Origin of the sequence: Pseudomyxococcus flavus (assembly GCF_050038885.1) — a bacterium.
Classification (GTDB): Bacteria; Myxococcota; Myxococcia; order Myxococcales; family Myxococcaceae; genus Myxococcus; species Myxococcus flavus.
The window spans coordinates 2,544,744-2,560,255 of record NZ_CP143624.1 but is presented as its reverse complement, the minus strand read 5'-3'; the positions used below and the strand labels follow the sequence as shown (position 1 = coordinate 2,560,255).

Genomic DNA, 15,512 nt, shown 5'->3' with positions numbered 1-15,512 from the left:
CCGCTCAGCGCCCCAGGCCCGGCACGGCGCCACGCGCTCGCTGGAAGAGCCACCGGGGCTCCCACAGGAAACGCGTGGCCTGGGCCACCTGCGGGTGGCCCAGCATCACCGCGAGCAGCGCCCCCGCCACCAGCGCGAGGGCCACGCCCACCGGCCCGTGGAGGGAGGTGAAGGCGCCCGCGGCCCCGGCGCTGCGCACGAAGAACCCGTGCAGGAGGAAGGGCGCCAGGCTGCGCCCGCCAAAGCGCGTGAGCGCGCGCTCCTCACGCGGGCTGAGCGTGAAGAGCGCCCACGTCAGCGCCAGCCGCGCCGCCCAGGAGCGCCAGCCGCGCCGCCATGCCGGTGAGCGGGGTGGCGCCGAGCGGGGCGTAACCGACGCTTCCATACAGCCACTGGAGGGCGGGTGTGGGCAGGTGGCCCATCGCCATGGCGCCCACGCCCGCGCCCAGCCCCACGAGCAGGACCGCCGCGAGGGTGACGCTCCGGGCGCGGGACGCCGTGGGGGCCAGCAGCCAGTGCCTGGGCATCAGGTAGCCCGCGACGAAGCAGGGGAGGAACACCAACGTCCGCGACAGGCTGAACGGGTAGCCCACCCAGGGCAGCAGGCCCGCGCCCAGCGACAGCGCCACGGCCCACACCCACGGCCCGGGCAGTCTGAGGAGCAGGGGCAGCAGCATGCGCCAGCTCGCGAGGCTCAGCAGGAACCACAGCAGCCAGTACGGCTGCAGCAGCCAGTGCAGGCTCCAGCCGCGTCCGAGCACCCACGCGTCGAAGACGACGTACAGCACCTGGAACACGGCCAGCGGCGCGAGCAGTCCCCACGCGACGCTCCACAGTGCCCTGGCGCCCGACTCCGCGCGCGTCAGGTGGCCGGAGAGGAACGCGAACGCGGGAATGTGGAACAGGTACAGGCCCGTGTAGAGCGCCCGTGCCAGCGGCTCACGCTCCAGGAGCGGCTCGAGCGCGTGCCCCATCACCACCAGGAGGATGAGGAGGCCTCGCACGTTCTCGAACAGCGGGATGCGGCTGGCGGTCGTCACGCCTCAATAGAGAATCCCATTTTGAGGCTGGACGGGAGGGGGGAGCTCCGTTTCCCCCAGCATCTGCCGCAGGTTGATTTCGATGGTCCGGCAAAGTGCCGTCATGGGGGTGTCGCTGACGTCATCCTCGAAGGGCGTCTCGACGTCCCGGCCCACGGCATCCAGTCCGATGAAGAGGAAGGCGATGACGGCGGTGACGAGGGGGGTGAGCCAGCCCAGCTCCTTCACCACGCCCAGGGGCAGGAGCACCAGGTAGGCGCGCGTCATCGCCAGCAGCAGGATGTCGTACTGGCGGGGCAGCGTCGTGTTCTTGATGCGCTCGCACGCCCCCAGCAGGTTGGTGAGCTCGGACAGCGTCCGGTCCATCGTCACGTGCAGGAAGAGCACCTTCTGGGTGTCCGTCACCTGGCCGTAGATGCGGCGCAGCCGCGTGCCCATCCACAGGAGGATCGCGGAGGGGACGTTCTGTTCGTCGCGCAGCGCCTCGATGACGGCGGGCCGGAAGAAGGGAACAATCTCCGGCAGCGGGTCCTGCCGCCGCAGGTGGCAGCGCAGCGCGTTCACGAAGCCCATCTGGGCGTACACCAGCTCGCGGGCGTCCTCGGTGATGTCCTCTTTCATGCTGGTGACGACACCGCGGGACTCACCCAGGGCCTCGACCGAGGTGCCGAGCGCGGCGATTCGCTCCCTCGGGCTTCCCTGCTCGGGGTGCACGCGCGCCTGGCCAAACTGGTCGCGGACCGCGCCGTCGCTGGCCCGCGTGCCCTCCACGGTCACCAGGCGACTGGAGCGGTCCACCGCGGTGCGCAGCAGGCGCGACGATGGCGGTGCCAGCTCCAGCTCCGTCAGCGTGTCGCCGGCTTCGCGCCCGGGCCGCGGCAGCAGCGTCAGTAGCTGACGGGCAAAGGTCCGGGAATAGTTCACCACGCCGCCCCAGAGCGTGCGTGCTTCCCACCAGCGGTCGTAGGCGGAGCCGTTGCGGAAGGCGAGCAGGACGCCCAGCGCCGCCGCGAGCACGGACACGGGCATGGCGGGGACGGCCATCCACTCAGCGTCGAACAGGCGGTAGCCGACGATGACCAGCAACGCGAAGAGGACGTGGATGACTACGGCCCTGCCGGTGTAGCGCAGGATGATGTGCCAGGACAGCCGCCGGCCAACGATCATTCGGAGAGTGCTCCAGGGGGGATGAGATCGCCTTGCGCAATGCGTCTAGTGACGCGGTCGCGAGCCGGCAACGCGGCCCCCCTGCCTCGTGACGCGCCTGGGTCAGGCAGATGCGCTGGTGGACATCCCGAGTGTCCTGGAGCAGGCAGAGACGTGCGGGCGGCTACCCGGGTCCCTGGAACCCCTCGGCCCGGAACGTGAGCACGAGCGTGTCCCGATGTCCCGGCCCATCCAGCGGTTGGATGGGCGTGCTCTCATGAATCACGCGTGCGTCGTCGAGCAGCAGGGCGGACCAGGGCTCGGTCAGCGTGAAGCGCAGGCCGTTGGGGCCGTCGGCCTCGAAGACGCGCGTCTCGCCGCCCTTGATGCCCTCGCGGCCCACGAGCACCACCGCGACGAAGTCCACGCCGTCGCGGTGCGCGCCCTCCGGCGTGGGCCGGCCGATGCCGTCCGTGGTGTCGATGCGGAACTGGTGGGCCTCGACGTACCAGGGACGCTCGCCCCTGAGCTGGGAGCAGGTGGCGGCGATGCCTCGAATCAGCCCCGCCCAGGCGGGCTGGGACACGACGTCTGGCCGCACGGGCTCGAACCAGCGCTCGAGCCCGCCGTGCAGCGCGTTGTACTCCACCGGCTGCCAGTGCGCGCGGTGGGGCACCTGCGTCACCGAGCCGCCATCCACGATGAAGCACGAGTGCCGCCGTGAGCGGTAGCGGCCGCCGTCCCGGAGGAAGCCATCCAGGGGCAGGTCGTTCCAGGACGGCTGCAGGGCGTCCAGCGCGGAGCCGCTGAGCCCGGTGAGTGCATGGAGCCCGTCACGGCTGAGCACGGCGTAGCCACGGTCTCGAAGCGCCGTGGGGACTTCGGTCGCGGGGATGAGGGGGGGCTGGAAGCTCATGGAGGTCGGGCTCAGGGAGGGGTGTTCGCCGAGGGAGCAGGAGACGGGGGGAACGGAGCCGGGGGCGCCTGTCTCAAGGCCTCGCGGAAGCGCCCGTCCCGGGCCGTCACGCACACGGTGTAACCGTCCAGCACGCCGCAGGTGACCCGGTCTCCCAGGCGCTGGAAGAGCGGCAGCTTCGCCGTGTCGACCACGTAGAGGGTGTCCTCCGCGAGGCGTCCGTTTTCGATGTCCTCCAGGAGCGCGGCGCAGACCTCGGCGACGCGAGGCTCGTTGAGGCGGGCGGAGTAGCCGCTGTTGGTCACCAGGCCCTGGCGGTAGGCCAGGTCTCCGAAGCGCACATAGGTGTATTCCGGGAAGCCGTTCTCCACGCAGGGCCTCTGCGAGCCATGGATGACCGGCGGCACCAGGGTGATGTGGCGATAGGACGCGTCCACCTGCTCCCACGCCGGCGCGCGGAGCCGCGGCCACGGCGCGCCCACGAACCGCGTCTGGGACCACACGTCGGGAGCGTCCACCACCTGGAGGGTGACCGCGCCCAGGAGCAGGGCGGTGGCCACGATGGGCCGCTGCCGCCAGCGCCACAGGACCAGCGCGAGCACCCCGGTCAGCAGCAGGTAGTAGAGCGGCCAGATGAAGCGGCCGGACGCGCGGAAGGCTCCGAGCAGCGGCATGACGGGCTCCATCAGCTTGCGCATCGTGAGCACCGTCTTGCCCGCCGCCGTCATCGTCGACGAGAAGCCGAGCACGGCCAGCGCGAAGGTCACCAGCAGCAGGGGCAGCAGGGGCTTCACCGAGGCCCAGCTTCGCGGCCTGCCGGCGGACAGCCACCCGACGAAGCCCACGACGCCGAGAGCGAGCGCGCCGGTGCCCAGGTAGCCGAAGCCCTCGTACTGTCCGGCGGTGATGGGCAGCGCGGGCAGCAGGCGGGACCAGCCCAGCGGGTTGATGAACGTGAGCAGGTCCGCGCTGTAGAAGCCGAAGCCGCTCGCGCCCGTGCTCACGCCCTGGCCCAGGTAGCCGAAGACGAGGAAGGGGATGGCCACCGTCAGGCCCAGCCCCAGGAACACGCCGCCGGTGGCGGCCCGGGACAGGTGGCCTTCCCGGTGCGCCTGGACGAGCAAGGCCACGCTGAGCGCGAACACCATCACCGTCAGGTACGGGTGCGTTCCGGCGGCGAGCAGGTTGAGCAGCAGCGCCCACCTCAGCGCGCGCCTCGCGGCCCGGGCGTCTTCCCGCGGCCGCAGGTACAGCCAGAGCATCGCGGTCAGCATCCAGTGAGCGCAGAGCGTGTCGTGCCCGGAGCGGAACAGGAGCACCGGCGCCGTCACGAAGAGCACGGCGCCCAGCACGCGCTGGAGCGGCTGACGCGTGAAGAGGCCCAGCAGCTTCACGGCCATGAAGCCCTGGAGCGCCAGGCACAGCGCCAGCCAGGGACCGACGAACTGGAAGTCCCGCGGGAGCCAGCGCGAGAAGGGCTTGAGCGCCAACGACACCCAGGGGTTCGCGTCGGAGAAGCCCACCGTCATGACATGGGGGTGCATGAGGCTGGGCAACCGGCCCAGGGGGAAGCTCCACGGGGCGTCGCGGAAGTGGAGCCACCCGAGCACGTGCTGCGCCGGGTCTCCCGCGCCCATCCAGTCCAGGTTCGTGGGGTCGAGCGTCGGCGCGCCTCCCGCGGCGAGGAACCACAACACTCCGAGCACCGCGCCCACCCACGGCAGCAGCCGCTCCCTCTTATCGACGGGTCCTGTCGTCACCACCTGCTTTGACTCCTGGCGTCCTCACGGTGGAGCTCGGCCGCTCCGAGGGACATGCGTGGCGGGACCCATACTCCCTTGCAGGCTGTCACCGCCAGTCCCGATGCGATGCACGCATGGCGGGCGCTCGCGGCCCCGCCTGCGCGTCCGTCACGGGGCTGGGGGTAAGGTCGGGGGAATGGGAGGGGGCTCGGTCTGTTGGTGGGCCACCTCGGGCATCGGGAGATGAGAACATGAGACGGGCATACGTGGCGTCGTTGCTGACCGGGCTGCTGACCACCTCCGTGGCGACGGCCGAGGAGCCCCAGGACCCCTTCCTGTGGCTCGAGGAGGTCCAGGGGGCCCGTGCGCTCGAATGGGTCCGAGCCCAGAACGCGAAGACGCTCGCGGTGCTGGAGAAGGACCCGCGCTTCGAGACCTTCCACGCGGAGGCGCTCGAGCTGCTCACCTCCACGGACCGGATTCCCACGCCCCGTTTCCGGGCGGAGGGTGTGGACAACTTCTGGCAGGACCGGACCAACCCGCGCGGCGTCTGGCGGCACGCGTCGCTGGAGGGCTACACGAGCGCCCAGACGCCATGGGAGACGGTGCTGGACGTGGACGCCCTGGCGAAGGCCGAGCGGGCGAACTGGATCTGGAAGGGCAGCAACTGCCTGCCGCCCGCGGACCTGCGGTGCCTCGTCTCGCTGTCGAACGGTGGCAAGGACGCCGTCGAGCTGCGCGAGTTCGACGCCGCCGCGAAGCAATTCGTGAAGGGCGGCTTCCAGGTTCCCGAGGGCAAGCTGTCCGCGGCCTGGCTGGACGCGGACACGCTGTTGGTGGGGCGTGACTGGGGTGGCGACACGCTGACGGAGTCGGGCTATCCGTTCGTGCTCAAGCGCTGGAAGCGCGGCACGCCGCTCGCGGAGGCCCAGGAGGTCTTCCGGGGGACGCGCACGGACGTCTCCGCGTCGCCCATCCCCCTGCGGGACGCGGAGGGCACGCTCCAGGCCGTGCTGGTCAACCGCGCGGTGACCTTCTTCGAGTCGGAGCACTACTTGCTGGGCGACGCGGCGCCCGTCCGGCTTCCGCTTCCCCGGAAGGCCTCCATCCAGGCCTTCGTCGAAGGGCAGGTCGTCTTCACCATCGAAGAGGACTGGGGCGGCTTCAAGCAGGGCGCGCTGCTGGCGTACCCGCTGGCCGCGCTGAAGGCGGACCCCGCGAAGGCGAAGCCCGTGCTCATCTTCCAGCCGGGGCCGCGGCAGGCCATCGAGTCCGTGGGCGCGACGCGCGGCCGGGTGCTGGTGAGCCTGTACGAGGACGTGAAGGGCGCGCTGGACGTCTACACGCCGTCGAAGAATCGCTGGAGCCGCAAGCGTCTGGCCCTGCCGAAGAATGCCTCGGTCACCATCACCTCGACGAGCTCGGCGCATGACCGGTTCTTCGTGAAGTCGCAGGGGTTCCTCGAGCCGACGTCCCTGTGGCTCGCGGACGCGAAGGCGGGCACGGTGAAGAAGGTGAAGGCACTGCCCGCGCGCTTCGATGCCTCGAAGCTCCGCGTGGACCAGTACTGGACGAAGTCGAAGGACGGCACGCGGGTTCCGTACTTCCTGGTGCGGCCCAGGGCGCGGAAGCTCGACGGCACCATCCCGACGCTCGTGTACGGCTACGGCGGCTTCCAGGTGTCCAAGCCACCCGTCTACCTGCCGGAGGAGGGGCGGCTGTGGATGGCGCGCGGTGGCGCCTACGTCGTCGCCAACATCCGGGGCGGCGGCGAGTTCGGCCCGCGCTGGCACCAGGCGGCCTTGCGTGAGAACCGCCAGCGCGCGTTCGACGACTACGCGGCGGTGATGCAGGACCTGGTGCGGCGGAAGGTGACCTCGCCGCGTCGCATGGGCATCTACGGCCGCTCCAATGGCGGCGTCCTCACCAGCGTGGCGATGACGCAGCACCCGGAGCTCTTCAACGCGGCCGTCATCGAGAGCCCGCTCATCGACATGATGCGGTACCACAAGTTGCCGGCGGGCGCGTCGTGGGTGGGCGAGTACGGCAACCCCGAGGTGCCGGAGGACGCGGCGTTCATCTCGAAGTACTCCGCCTACCAGAACCTCCGCGAAGGCGTGCGCTACCCCACGCCCTACATCACCACGAACACGAAGGATGACCGCGTCCACCCGGGCCACGCACGCAAGTTCGCGGCCCGCCTGGAGGCCATGGGGCTGCCGTACTTCTATTACGAGAACACCGACGGCGGGCACTCCAACGACTCGGACCCGCTGCTCAACGCGCGCCGGTGGGCCCTGCACCACGTCTACCTGTCGCGGCAGTTGATGGACTGAGCGCCCGAGGCCGTGCCGGTGTCCGAAGCCGGCATGGCCCGGAAGTGCAGGCCCACGGCGAGGCCAAACATCGCGCCAATCCTGCTCGTAGCGCGCCAGAAGCGGCTTGATGTGCTGGTGGCTGAGCCGGGGCTACATGCGCGCTTCAGGACTGGCTGCACTGGTGCAGCTCGCGAGCGGATGCGAGGATATCCCCGTCCGGTACCCGGGAGGGGTCTTGAGACGATGGATGCTGTGTCTGTCCCTGCTCGCAGCTTGCGCCACGCCTGTGCAACAGGCCGCGTCTGTGCAACAGGCCACGCCTGAGTCTGGTCTGGCTCCTGCGGCTCCGAGCACCGTATTCACCTTTGCGAGTGTCGAGGTGTTCGGCTCGCGCAAGGTTCCGAAGGAGGAGTTGCTCAAGGTCATCGGGTTGCCTGCTCCGGGCACAAAGATAGACAAGGCCCAGGTTGACTTCGTCGGGATGCTCAAGGAGAGCAAGAAGCGCGTGACCGAGACCTGGCAGTTCGCCCTGTGCCGGTATTCGGTCATCGAGTACCCCGGGAACATCATGCGGGTGACGGTGGACCTCGTGGATCAGGGCGATGAGTGGCGCATGGCGTTCCTGCCCGCGCCGCAGGGCCAGCTGCCGGATCCCGAGGGGCTGCTCTCTGCCTGGGCCAGCTACAGGGAGAAGCTCGAGGAGCTGAGGCGGACGGGGGCGTATCCCGCCTTTGGCGCAGGGACCTGTCGCGGGCTTGTCTGCTATGGCGGCTTCGAGCACCCGGAGTTGGTGCATCGGGAGCAGCCTTTCGTTGAGGGGGTGCCTCGCCACTTCGATGAGCTCGTGCGCGTACTGCGCGAGGATCGCGACGACGTCCGGCGCATGTCGGCCGTGATGCTGCTGTCGTATGCCTCCTCTCGCGAGAAGATCGCCGAGGTGCTCGGGCCGGCGGTGAAGGACCCTTTCGCGGGTGTGCGCAACGAGGCGCTACGCCTGCTCGGAGCCATCCAGCAGGACCAGAAGCGCGTCATCAGCCCGCTCGAGCCGGTACTCGAGGCGCTGTGGTTCCCTCAAAGCACCGACCGCAACAAGGCCGGCTGGGCGCTTGTGCGAATCGTCGAGACTGAAGGCGCCGTTCGCCGCAAGCAGATCCTCGACACCTCCGGCGAGATGCTCGTTCAGATGGTCGGCATGGAGCAGCCGACCGATTACGAGCCCGCGCTCAAGGTGCTCACGATGCTGGCCGGGCGTGACCTGGGCGCGGATGAGGCCGCGTGGCGTCGCTGGCTCGAGGAGACGCAAGGGCGTTGATGGACATCGGCGCTCAGGCCGCGGCGGCTGGGCACGGGCCAGTCGAGGGAATAGCGTCAGGACGATGACTCAAAAACGATTGCTGCTCACCAGTTTCTTCCTCGCCTTCGCCTTCCCTGCCATCGCGCAAGGCCCACCCATCAGGGAGGCGTGGAAGCGGGCTGCGAAGGCGGCATGTGGAAGTAACTACACTCCCAAGGTCGACAGCAACTCACTCGACCAGGAGCTGTGCGTGGTTGAGTGTGTACCTGACAATAAAGTGGTTCAGAGAAGGTCCGGCGTGCGTCTCGCTGACGGCTCGCCATGCCATAAACACCACCTGGTGGCCCCGCCGTTTCCACTCTTGTTGGGCAAATGCAAAGGCGGCTACTGCGACGCGCCGATGCCATGAACCCAAGCCGCAAGCGGTCGCTTCCTTTGGCCCGCACGCTGTACCGGCTGCGCTACCGGGTGGAGTGCTTCTTCCGTGTCATGCCCGCCAGGGAGGCGGGGTGGGGCGCCAGGGCCTTGTACATGACGGTGGTGGCGTCGAGCCGGCTCCCGGTCGGGTCGAAGCTGAAGTGCGGGATGACCCCCGCCGTCTGGTAGCCGAGCGAGGCATACAGTGGCTCGGCGCTGTCTCCGGTGCGCGTGTCCAGGGTCACCAGCGTGCGCCCCCGCTGGCGCGCGTGGTCTTCGAGCCCGACCATCAGCGCCCGGGCAATGCCCTGACGGCGGAAGTCCGGGTGCACCAGCAGCTTGCGGACCTCCGCGCGGTGGGGCTGATTGGGCGGCGTGTCGCAGTCGAGCTGGACCGAGCCGGCAATCCGGCCCTCCCGCTTCACCACCAGCACGATGAGCCCACCTGCCTGGGCGGCGGGGAGCACCTTCTGGCGCCAGAACGCCTCGCTCGCCGTCGGAGGGAAGGGCAGCACGAAGCTGACGCAGGCGCCCGTGTTGACGCAGTCGTGCAGCAGCGCGGCGAGCTCGGGGAGATGGCGGGCGACGTCATCCGCCGAAAGCGCTGAAACAATCGTGGGCGTGTCGTGGGCCATGTCGCCTCACACGAGGAAGAGCACGTACCGGGCCGCGCAGTGCTTGGGCGTCATGAAGGCGCTGGGCCCCAAGAGCTGGTAGCGCAGGCAATCCCCTGGCTGGAGCGTATGGGTTTGCCCGTTCACGGTGATGTCCAACTGGCCTTCGAGCAGGAGCAGGTGGTGCTCCAGGCCGCGCCGGGGCGGCTCCTCGTAGGTGATGTGTGCGCCGGGCGCGAGCTCGCACGCGAGGACCTCGCCCGCCAGCGTCTGCGCCGGCGGGGACACCGAGCGCCGCTGGAAGCCCACGCTCGGGTCCGTCCAGACGGGCTGGGCTTCGCGGCGGACCAGCGGGATGAAGTCATCCTCCACCATGCGCATCAGCCGCGACAGGGGCAGGCCATAGGCCGCGCAGAGCTTTCCAAGGACTACCGCCGTGGCGCTGACCTCGGCGTTCTCCAGGCGGGAGAGGGTGGCGCGGCTGACCTTGCTGCGCCGGGCGAGCTCGTCCAATGACCAGCGCCGCTCCGCACGCAGCGCACGGAGCCGGTGGGCAATCTGCTGGTCGATGTCGGCGCCGCTCGTCCCGGTCTCTTCCATATCTGGGAAAATTTCCCAGGCCCGGGATGACGTCAAGCGGGTGTCGCCCTGCCGTTGTTCGGAATGTCGGATATGTCCAGTTAATCTGTTTTTAGGGCTATTGCTGTGATGCGGCTGCTACGGTGCTCCGCGCAGCGCTTTCCCTTTCAGGAGCACCACAGGATGTCTCAGCTCAAGATGCGGCTTCTTTCGTTGTCCGTCCTCACCCTGTCCCTCACGGCCGCTGGCTGTGGTGTGGGGGAAGAGGTGGCACCGGAGTCCCAGGTGTCCGAGTCGGAGTCCTCTCCGGAGTCGGCGTGGGAGCATGGTATCGATGAAGAAGCCCTCTACGGGGGAGACCATGACGAAGAGGGGGAGGTCTCCGCCATGGCCTCCGCCGCGGCCTGTACGGGGTACTGCAACGACGAGTGTGTGGCGTATGCCCGATGCCGCGCTCCCGGCCTTCCTTATGGCCTGTTCACGTGGAGCGACAAGCGGGCCATCATCAACAGCAACCACGCGCACGTGGGCTGCGTGGCGATGATTCTGGGCTCCAACCCCGCCGGGCACACGGCGTACGTCGCGAAGGTCAACAAGACGGTCAGCCCCCGCCGTATCACCCTGAACGAGTCCAACTGGGGCTCGCGCACGTGCAACACGCGCACGGGCACGAAGGCCGGCCTGAACATCACCAACTACTGGTGCCCGCGCTCGGTGCACACCGCGAGCTGCGCCGGCCCCATGTAGTCGTGAGGCCCGCGTAGGTTCGCGGGCCGTGGAGCCGGTAAGCACGCACGGCCGAGCGGGCGCTCGCTGTCAGGCCCGCCCGGCCGCCAAGGTCTTCCCCCCGCTACATTCCCGCGTCTCGGAAACGCAGCTCCGAGCCGCCGTGGAACCGCGATAGGAAGGCCATGCTGCTGACGCTCTCGACGACACATCACCCCGCGACCGACCTCGGGTACCTGCTCCACAAGAACCCCCAACGGCCACAGTCCTTCGAGCTGTCCTTCGGACAGGCCCACGTCTTCTACCCGGAGGCCAGCGCCGAGCGCGCCACCGTGGCGCTCCTGGTCGAGGTCGACCCCGTCGGGCTCGTGCGCAACCGCCGTGGGCCCTCCGGTGAAGGCGGCACGCTCGACCAGTATGTGAATGACCGGCCCTACGTGGCCTCATCGTTCCTGAGCGTCGCGCTCGCGCGCACGTTCCGCTCGGCGATGTCGGGCGACAGCAAGGAGCGGCCAGAGCTGGCAGGGCAGCCGATTCCACTCGTGGCCCGCCTCTCCGTGCTCCCCTGCCGTGGCGGGGAGCCGTTCCTGCGCAGGCTCTTCGAGCCCCTGGGCTACACCGTCACCGCCACGTGGCACGTGCTCGACGAGACGGTGCCGGACTGGGGCGACAGCCGCTACTTCACCGTGACGCTGGAGGCGCGCACGCGCGTGAGCGAGCTCCTCACGCACCTCTACGTGCTCGTCCCCGTGCTGGATGACGACAAGCACTACTGGGTGGGTGACGAGGAGGTGGAGAAGCTCCTGCGGCACGGGGAAGGCTGGCTCGCGTCACACCCGGAGCGAGAGGTCATCGCCCGGCGCTACCTGCGCCACCGCAAGAGCCTCGCGCGTGAGGCGCTGGAGCGGCTCTCCGGCGACGAGGCCCCCGAGCCCGAGGAGCGCGCGCAGGCGCGCAACCGGGAAGAGGACGCGCTGGAGTCGCGGCTGAGCCTCAACGAGCAGCGGCTCCAGGCGGTGGTCTCCGTCCTCCTGGAGAGCGGTGCCACGCGCGTGGTGGACCTGGGCTGCGGCGAGGGCAAGCTCCTCAAGGCGCTGCTCGCGGAGCGGCGGTTCACCGACATCCTCGGCGTGGACGTGGCCCACCGCTCGCTGGAAATCGCCACGGAGCGGCTGGGCCTGGCGCGGATGCCGGAGCTGCAGCGCCGCCGGGTGAGCCTGCTCCACGGCTCGCTCATGTACCGGGACAAGCGGCTGGCGGGCTACGAGGCCGCTTCGGTCATCGAGGTCATCGAGCACCTGGACCCGCCGCGCCTCGCGGCCTTCGAGCGCGTCCTCTTCGAGTTCGCCCGTCCCAGCGTGGTGGTGCTCACCACGCCCAACGCCGAGTACAACGTGCGCTTCGAGTCACTGCCCGCGGGGGCCTTCCGCCATCGGGACCACCGCTTCGAGTGGACCCGGACCGAGTTCGAGACCTGGGCCCGGCGCATGTGCGAGCGCTTCGGCTACAGCGTCCGTTTCCTCCCCGTGGGTCCCGTGGACCCAGACGTCGGCGCGCCGACCCAGATGGCGGTGTTCTCGCGATGAAGCTCTCCATTCCCGAGCTGTCCCTCGTCCTGCTCATCGGCCCCTCCGGGGCGGGCAAGTCCACCTTCGCGCGCCGGCACTTCAAGCCGACCGAGGTCCTCTCCTCGGACACCTACCGGGGCATCGTCTCCGACGACGAGAACAGCCTGGAGGCGACGAAGGACGCCTTCGAGACGCTGCGCTTCGTCGCGGCCAAACGCCTCGCCCGGGGGCTGCTCACCGTCATTGACGCGACCAACGTGCAACCCGAGGCGCGCAAGCCCCTGGTGGCGCTGGCGCGCGAGTACCATGTGCTCCCGGTGGCGGTGGTGCTGGATGTCCCCGAGAAGACGTGCCACGAGCGCAACCGCCAGCGGCCGGACCGCGACTTCGGCCGCCACGTGGTGCGCAACCAGCTCCAGCAGCTTCACCGCTCGCTGCGGGGCCTGGAGCGCGAGGGCTTCCGACACGTCCACGTGCTGAAGCCGGAGGTGCTGGATGCGGTCGAGCTCACCCGCCAGCCGCTCTGGAACAACCGCAAGCACGAGCACGGCCCATTCGACATCATTGGCGACATCCACGGGTGCCGCGAGGAGCTGGAGGCGCTGCTCGGCAAGCTGGGCTACGAGATGCGCCCGCGCGCGGACGGCACGCCCGGGTTCGACGTGCGGCCTCCCGAGGGGCGCAAGGCCATCTTCGTGGGTGACCTGGTGGACCGTGGCCCCGACACGCCCGGCGTGCTCCGGCTCGTCATGGGCATGGTGCAGGCGGGCACCGCGCTCTGCGTGCCCGGGAACCATGAAGTGAAGCTGCTGCGCAAGCTGCGCGGGCGCGACGTGAAGGTGTCGCACGGACTGGCCCAGTCGCTGGAACAGCTCGAGCGCGAGCCGCCGGAGTTCCACGAGGCGGTGGCGGACTTCATCGACGGGCTCGTCTCCCACTACGTCCTCGACGATGGGCGGCTGGTGGTGGCGCACGCGGGGCTCAAGGAGTCGCTTCAGGGGCGTGGCTCCGGCAGGGTGCGTGAGTTCGCCCTGTATGGCGAGACGACGGGCGAGACGGATGAGTTCGGCCTCCCCGTGCGCTTCAACTGGGCCGCGGAGTACCGGGGCAAGGCGATGGTGGTGTACGGGCACACGCCCGTGCTCGAGGCGGACTGGCTCAACAACACGCTGTGCGTGGACACGGGCTGCGTGTACGGCGGCAAGCTGACGGCGCTGCGCTATCCGGAGCGTGAGCTCGTCTCGGTGCAGGCCGCGCGGGCCTATGTGGAGGCCATCCGGCCCCTGGGGGGTGCCGCCGCCGTCGATGGGGGACTCCGTGCGCAGCAGGTGCATGACGACCTGCTGGACATCGAGGACGTGGTGGGCAAGCGCGTGGTGACGACGCGGCTGGGGCAGAACGTGACGGTGCGCGAGGAGAACGCCACCGCGGCGCTGGAGGCGATGAGCCGGTTCGCCATCGACCCGAAGTGGCTCATCTACCTGCCTCCGACCATGTCGCCCTCGGAGACGAGTCAGGAAGCGGGCTACCTCGAACACCCGGCGGAGGCGTTCGCGTACTTCCGCAAGGAAGGGGTGGCGAAGGTCGTGTGCGAGGAGAAGCACATGGGCTCTCGCGCGGTGGTCGTGGTCGCACGCGACGAGTCGGCCGCGCGCCGGCGCTTCGGGGTGACCACGGGCGAGACAGGTGTCTGCTACACGCGCACCGGCCGGCGCTTCTTCTCGGACGCGTCGCTCGAAGCGGGCTTCCTGGAGCGGGTGCGCGCGGCGCTCACGGCAGCGGGCTTCTGGGAGGCGCACCAGACGGACTGGGCATGCCTCGACGGTGAGCTGATGCCCTGGTCCCTCAAGGCCCAGGAGCTCCTTCGGGACCAGTACGCCGCGGTGGGGGCGGCCTCGCGCGCGGCGCTCGCGGACGTGGTGTCGGTGCTGGGGCAGGCGGAGGCGCGGGGGCTGGAGGTGGGAGCGCTCTCCGGCCGGTTCGGGGAGAAGGCGCGGAGCGTGGAGCGGTACGTGGAGGCCTACCGGCGCTATTGCTGGCCGGTGCGCTCGCTCGAAGACGTGCGGTTCGCGCCCTTCCACCTGCTGGCGACGGAGGGCGCGGCCCACGTGGACAAGGACCACGTCTGGCATATGGAGGCGCTCGCCCAGGTGTGCCAGGCGGACCCGGCGATGCTGGTGGCCACGCCGTACCGGGTGGTGGCGCTGGAGGACGCGTCCGCGGTGGCCGAGGGCGTGCGGTGGTGGGAGGCGCTCACAGCGCGGGGAGGAGAGGGCATGGTGGTCAAGCCGCTCGACTTCGCCGTGCGCGGGCGCAAGGGGCTGCTCCAGCCCGCCATCAAGTCGCGAGGCCCGGAGTACCTGCGCATCATCTACGGTCCGGAGTACACCGCGCCCGAGAACCTGGAGCGGCTGCGCCAGCGGGGGCTGTCCACGAAGCGCTCCCTGGCGCTGCGGGAGTTCTCGCTGGGCGTGGAGGCTTTGGAGCGGTTCGCCCGCGGCGAGCCCCTGCGCCGGGTGCATGAGTGTGTCTTTGGCGTCCTCGCCCTGGAGAGCGAGCCCGTGGACCCGCGGCTTTGATGTAAGCTTTGTGGACACCCGGTGGGCCCTTGGGAGGGATGTGGATGAACTTCTACGACGAGCCGTCTCCATCCCTCCTGTGGGAGTCCAGCCTGGGGTGGGTGCTCGCCCTTGCGATGTCCGTCGGGCTGGCCGTGGGATACTGGCTGCTGTGGGGCCCGCGTCAGCCTGGTGATGGATTGCTGAGGGGGCCTTCGCCTGTCGCGGGGCGTCTCATGCGATGGGGGGACTCCCTCGCGTGGATATCGATGGCAGTCGCCATCATGGGGCCCATGGTGTTTATCGGGTCGTGGCTGCTGGCAGCGCTGTCCCTGGAACATTCATGCATAGTGATGGAGGGACACCCTTCGTATAGTTACTCCCCGTTCCCTTGGTTCTTCGCGGCGCTGGGAATCGTCGTGGGCGGTGGGGTTTACGCGCACCGGGCTCGCAAGGTGCGGGACGCGCGTGACGTGCTCCTCGCCGGAACGTCGACCGTGGACCCCGCCCGCCTTCCTGCCTGACGCACCAAGTGGTGAGCCGGGCCTGCGCTCCGTGCCAGGGCTTTCAGCCCTGCTGCTTGCTCCTGCGGGC

Annotated in this window: 13 protein-coding genes; 6 read left to right on the top strand and 7 right to left on the bottom strand. The window is 69.6% G+C overall.

Features of this window, described 5'->3' with window-relative positions; genetic code table 11:
• Positions 1–4: 4 nt before the first annotated feature.
• The 5 genes from VZL07_RS10800 to VZL07_RS10780 all read right to left on the bottom strand — a co-directional run bounded on the left by VZL07_RS10800 (position 5) and on the right by VZL07_RS10780 (position 4,862).
• Complete coding sequence (locus VZL07_RS10800; protein ID WP_426755413.1) at positions 5–199, bottom strand: hypothetical protein; 195 nt, start codon at positions 197–199, stop codon at positions 5–7.
• A gap of 64 nt (positions 200–263) precedes the next feature.
• Positions 264–1,040 (bottom strand): acyltransferase family protein, encoded by a 777-nt coding sequence (locus VZL07_RS10795; RefSeq protein ID WP_426755412.1) that lies wholly within the window; start codon positions 1,038–1,040, stop codon positions 264–266.
• A 3-nt stretch (positions 1,041–1,043) separates the two neighbouring features.
• Positions 1,044–2,207: a bestrophin family protein gene (locus tag VZL07_RS10790; RefSeq protein WP_426755411.1), complete on the bottom strand. Its 1,164-nt coding sequence runs from the start codon at positions 2,205–2,207 to the stop codon at positions 1,044–1,046.
• Positions 2,208–2,370: 163 nt separating this feature from the next.
• Positions 2,371–3,102 carry a 2OG-Fe dioxygenase family protein gene (locus tag VZL07_RS10785; RefSeq protein ID WP_426755410.1) on the bottom strand — a complete coding sequence of 244 codons (732 nt, stop codon included), beginning with the start codon at positions 3,100–3,102 and terminating at the stop codon, positions 2,371–2,373.
• Between the two features lie 11 nt (positions 3,103–3,113).
• Positions 3,114–4,862 (bottom strand): DUF6311 domain-containing protein, encoded by a 1,749-nt coding sequence (locus tag VZL07_RS10780; protein ID WP_426755409.1) that lies wholly within the window; start codon positions 4,860–4,862, stop codon positions 3,114–3,116.
• A gap of 233 nt (positions 4,863–5,095) precedes the next feature.
• Between VZL07_RS10780 and VZL07_RS10775 the strand changes: the two genes are divergently transcribed.
• Together VZL07_RS10775 and VZL07_RS10770 are read left to right on the top strand one after the other, a co-directional pair.
• Positions 5,096–7,180: a prolyl oligopeptidase family serine peptidase gene (locus VZL07_RS10775; RefSeq protein WP_426755408.1), complete on the top strand. Its 2,085-nt coding sequence runs from the start codon at positions 5,096–5,098 to the stop codon at positions 7,178–7,180.
• 229 nt (positions 7,181–7,409) lie between these two features.
• Positions 7,410–8,474 (top strand): HEAT repeat domain-containing protein, encoded by a 1,065-nt coding sequence (locus tag VZL07_RS10770; RefSeq protein WP_426755407.1) that lies wholly within the window; start codon positions 7,410–7,412, stop codon positions 8,472–8,474.
• 443 nt (positions 8,475–8,917) lie between these two features.
• Here the strand turns inward: VZL07_RS10770 and VZL07_RS10765 are convergent, their stop codons facing one another.
• Together VZL07_RS10765 and VZL07_RS10760 are read right to left on the bottom strand one after the other, a co-directional pair.
• Entirely contained in the window at positions 8,918–9,508 is a 591-nt protein-coding gene (locus tag VZL07_RS10765; protein WP_426755406.1) for a GNAT family N-acetyltransferase, read from the bottom strand.
• Between the two features lie 6 nt (positions 9,509–9,514).
• Complete coding sequence (locus VZL07_RS10760; protein WP_426755405.1) at positions 9,515–10,087, bottom strand: helix-turn-helix domain-containing protein; 573 nt, start codon at positions 10,085–10,087, stop codon at positions 9,515–9,517.
• A gap of 162 nt (positions 10,088–10,249) precedes the next feature.
• Between VZL07_RS10760 and VZL07_RS10755 the strand changes: the two genes are divergently transcribed.
• The 4 genes from VZL07_RS10755 (at position 10,250) to VZL07_RS10740 (ending at position 15,442) form a co-directional block, all read left to right on the top strand.
• The gene (locus VZL07_RS10755) at positions 10,250–10,813 is read left to right on the top strand and encodes a hypothetical protein (protein WP_426755404.1); all 564 of its coding nucleotides are present in this window, start codon (positions 10,250–10,252) and stop codon (positions 10,811–10,813) included.
• Positions 10,814–10,977: 164 nt separating this feature from the next.
• Complete coding sequence (locus tag VZL07_RS10750) at positions 10,978–12,378, top strand: 3' terminal RNA ribose 2'-O-methyltransferase Hen1 (RefSeq protein WP_426755403.1); 1,401 nt, start codon at positions 10,978–10,980, stop codon at positions 12,376–12,378.
• Positions 12,375–14,939, top strand: a complete 2,565-nt coding sequence (locus VZL07_RS10745; RefSeq protein WP_426755402.1) for a polynucleotide kinase-phosphatase — start codon at positions 12,375–12,377, stop codon at positions 14,937–14,939. The genes VZL07_RS10750 and VZL07_RS10745 overlap by 4 nt, the downstream gene beginning before the upstream one ends.
• Positions 14,940–14,983: 44 nt before the next feature.
• The gene (locus VZL07_RS10740; protein WP_426755401.1) at positions 14,984–15,442 is read left to right on the top strand and encodes a hypothetical protein; all 459 of its coding nucleotides are present in this window, start codon (positions 14,984–14,986) and stop codon (positions 15,440–15,442) included.
• Positions 15,443–15,512: the final 70 nt, after the last annotated feature.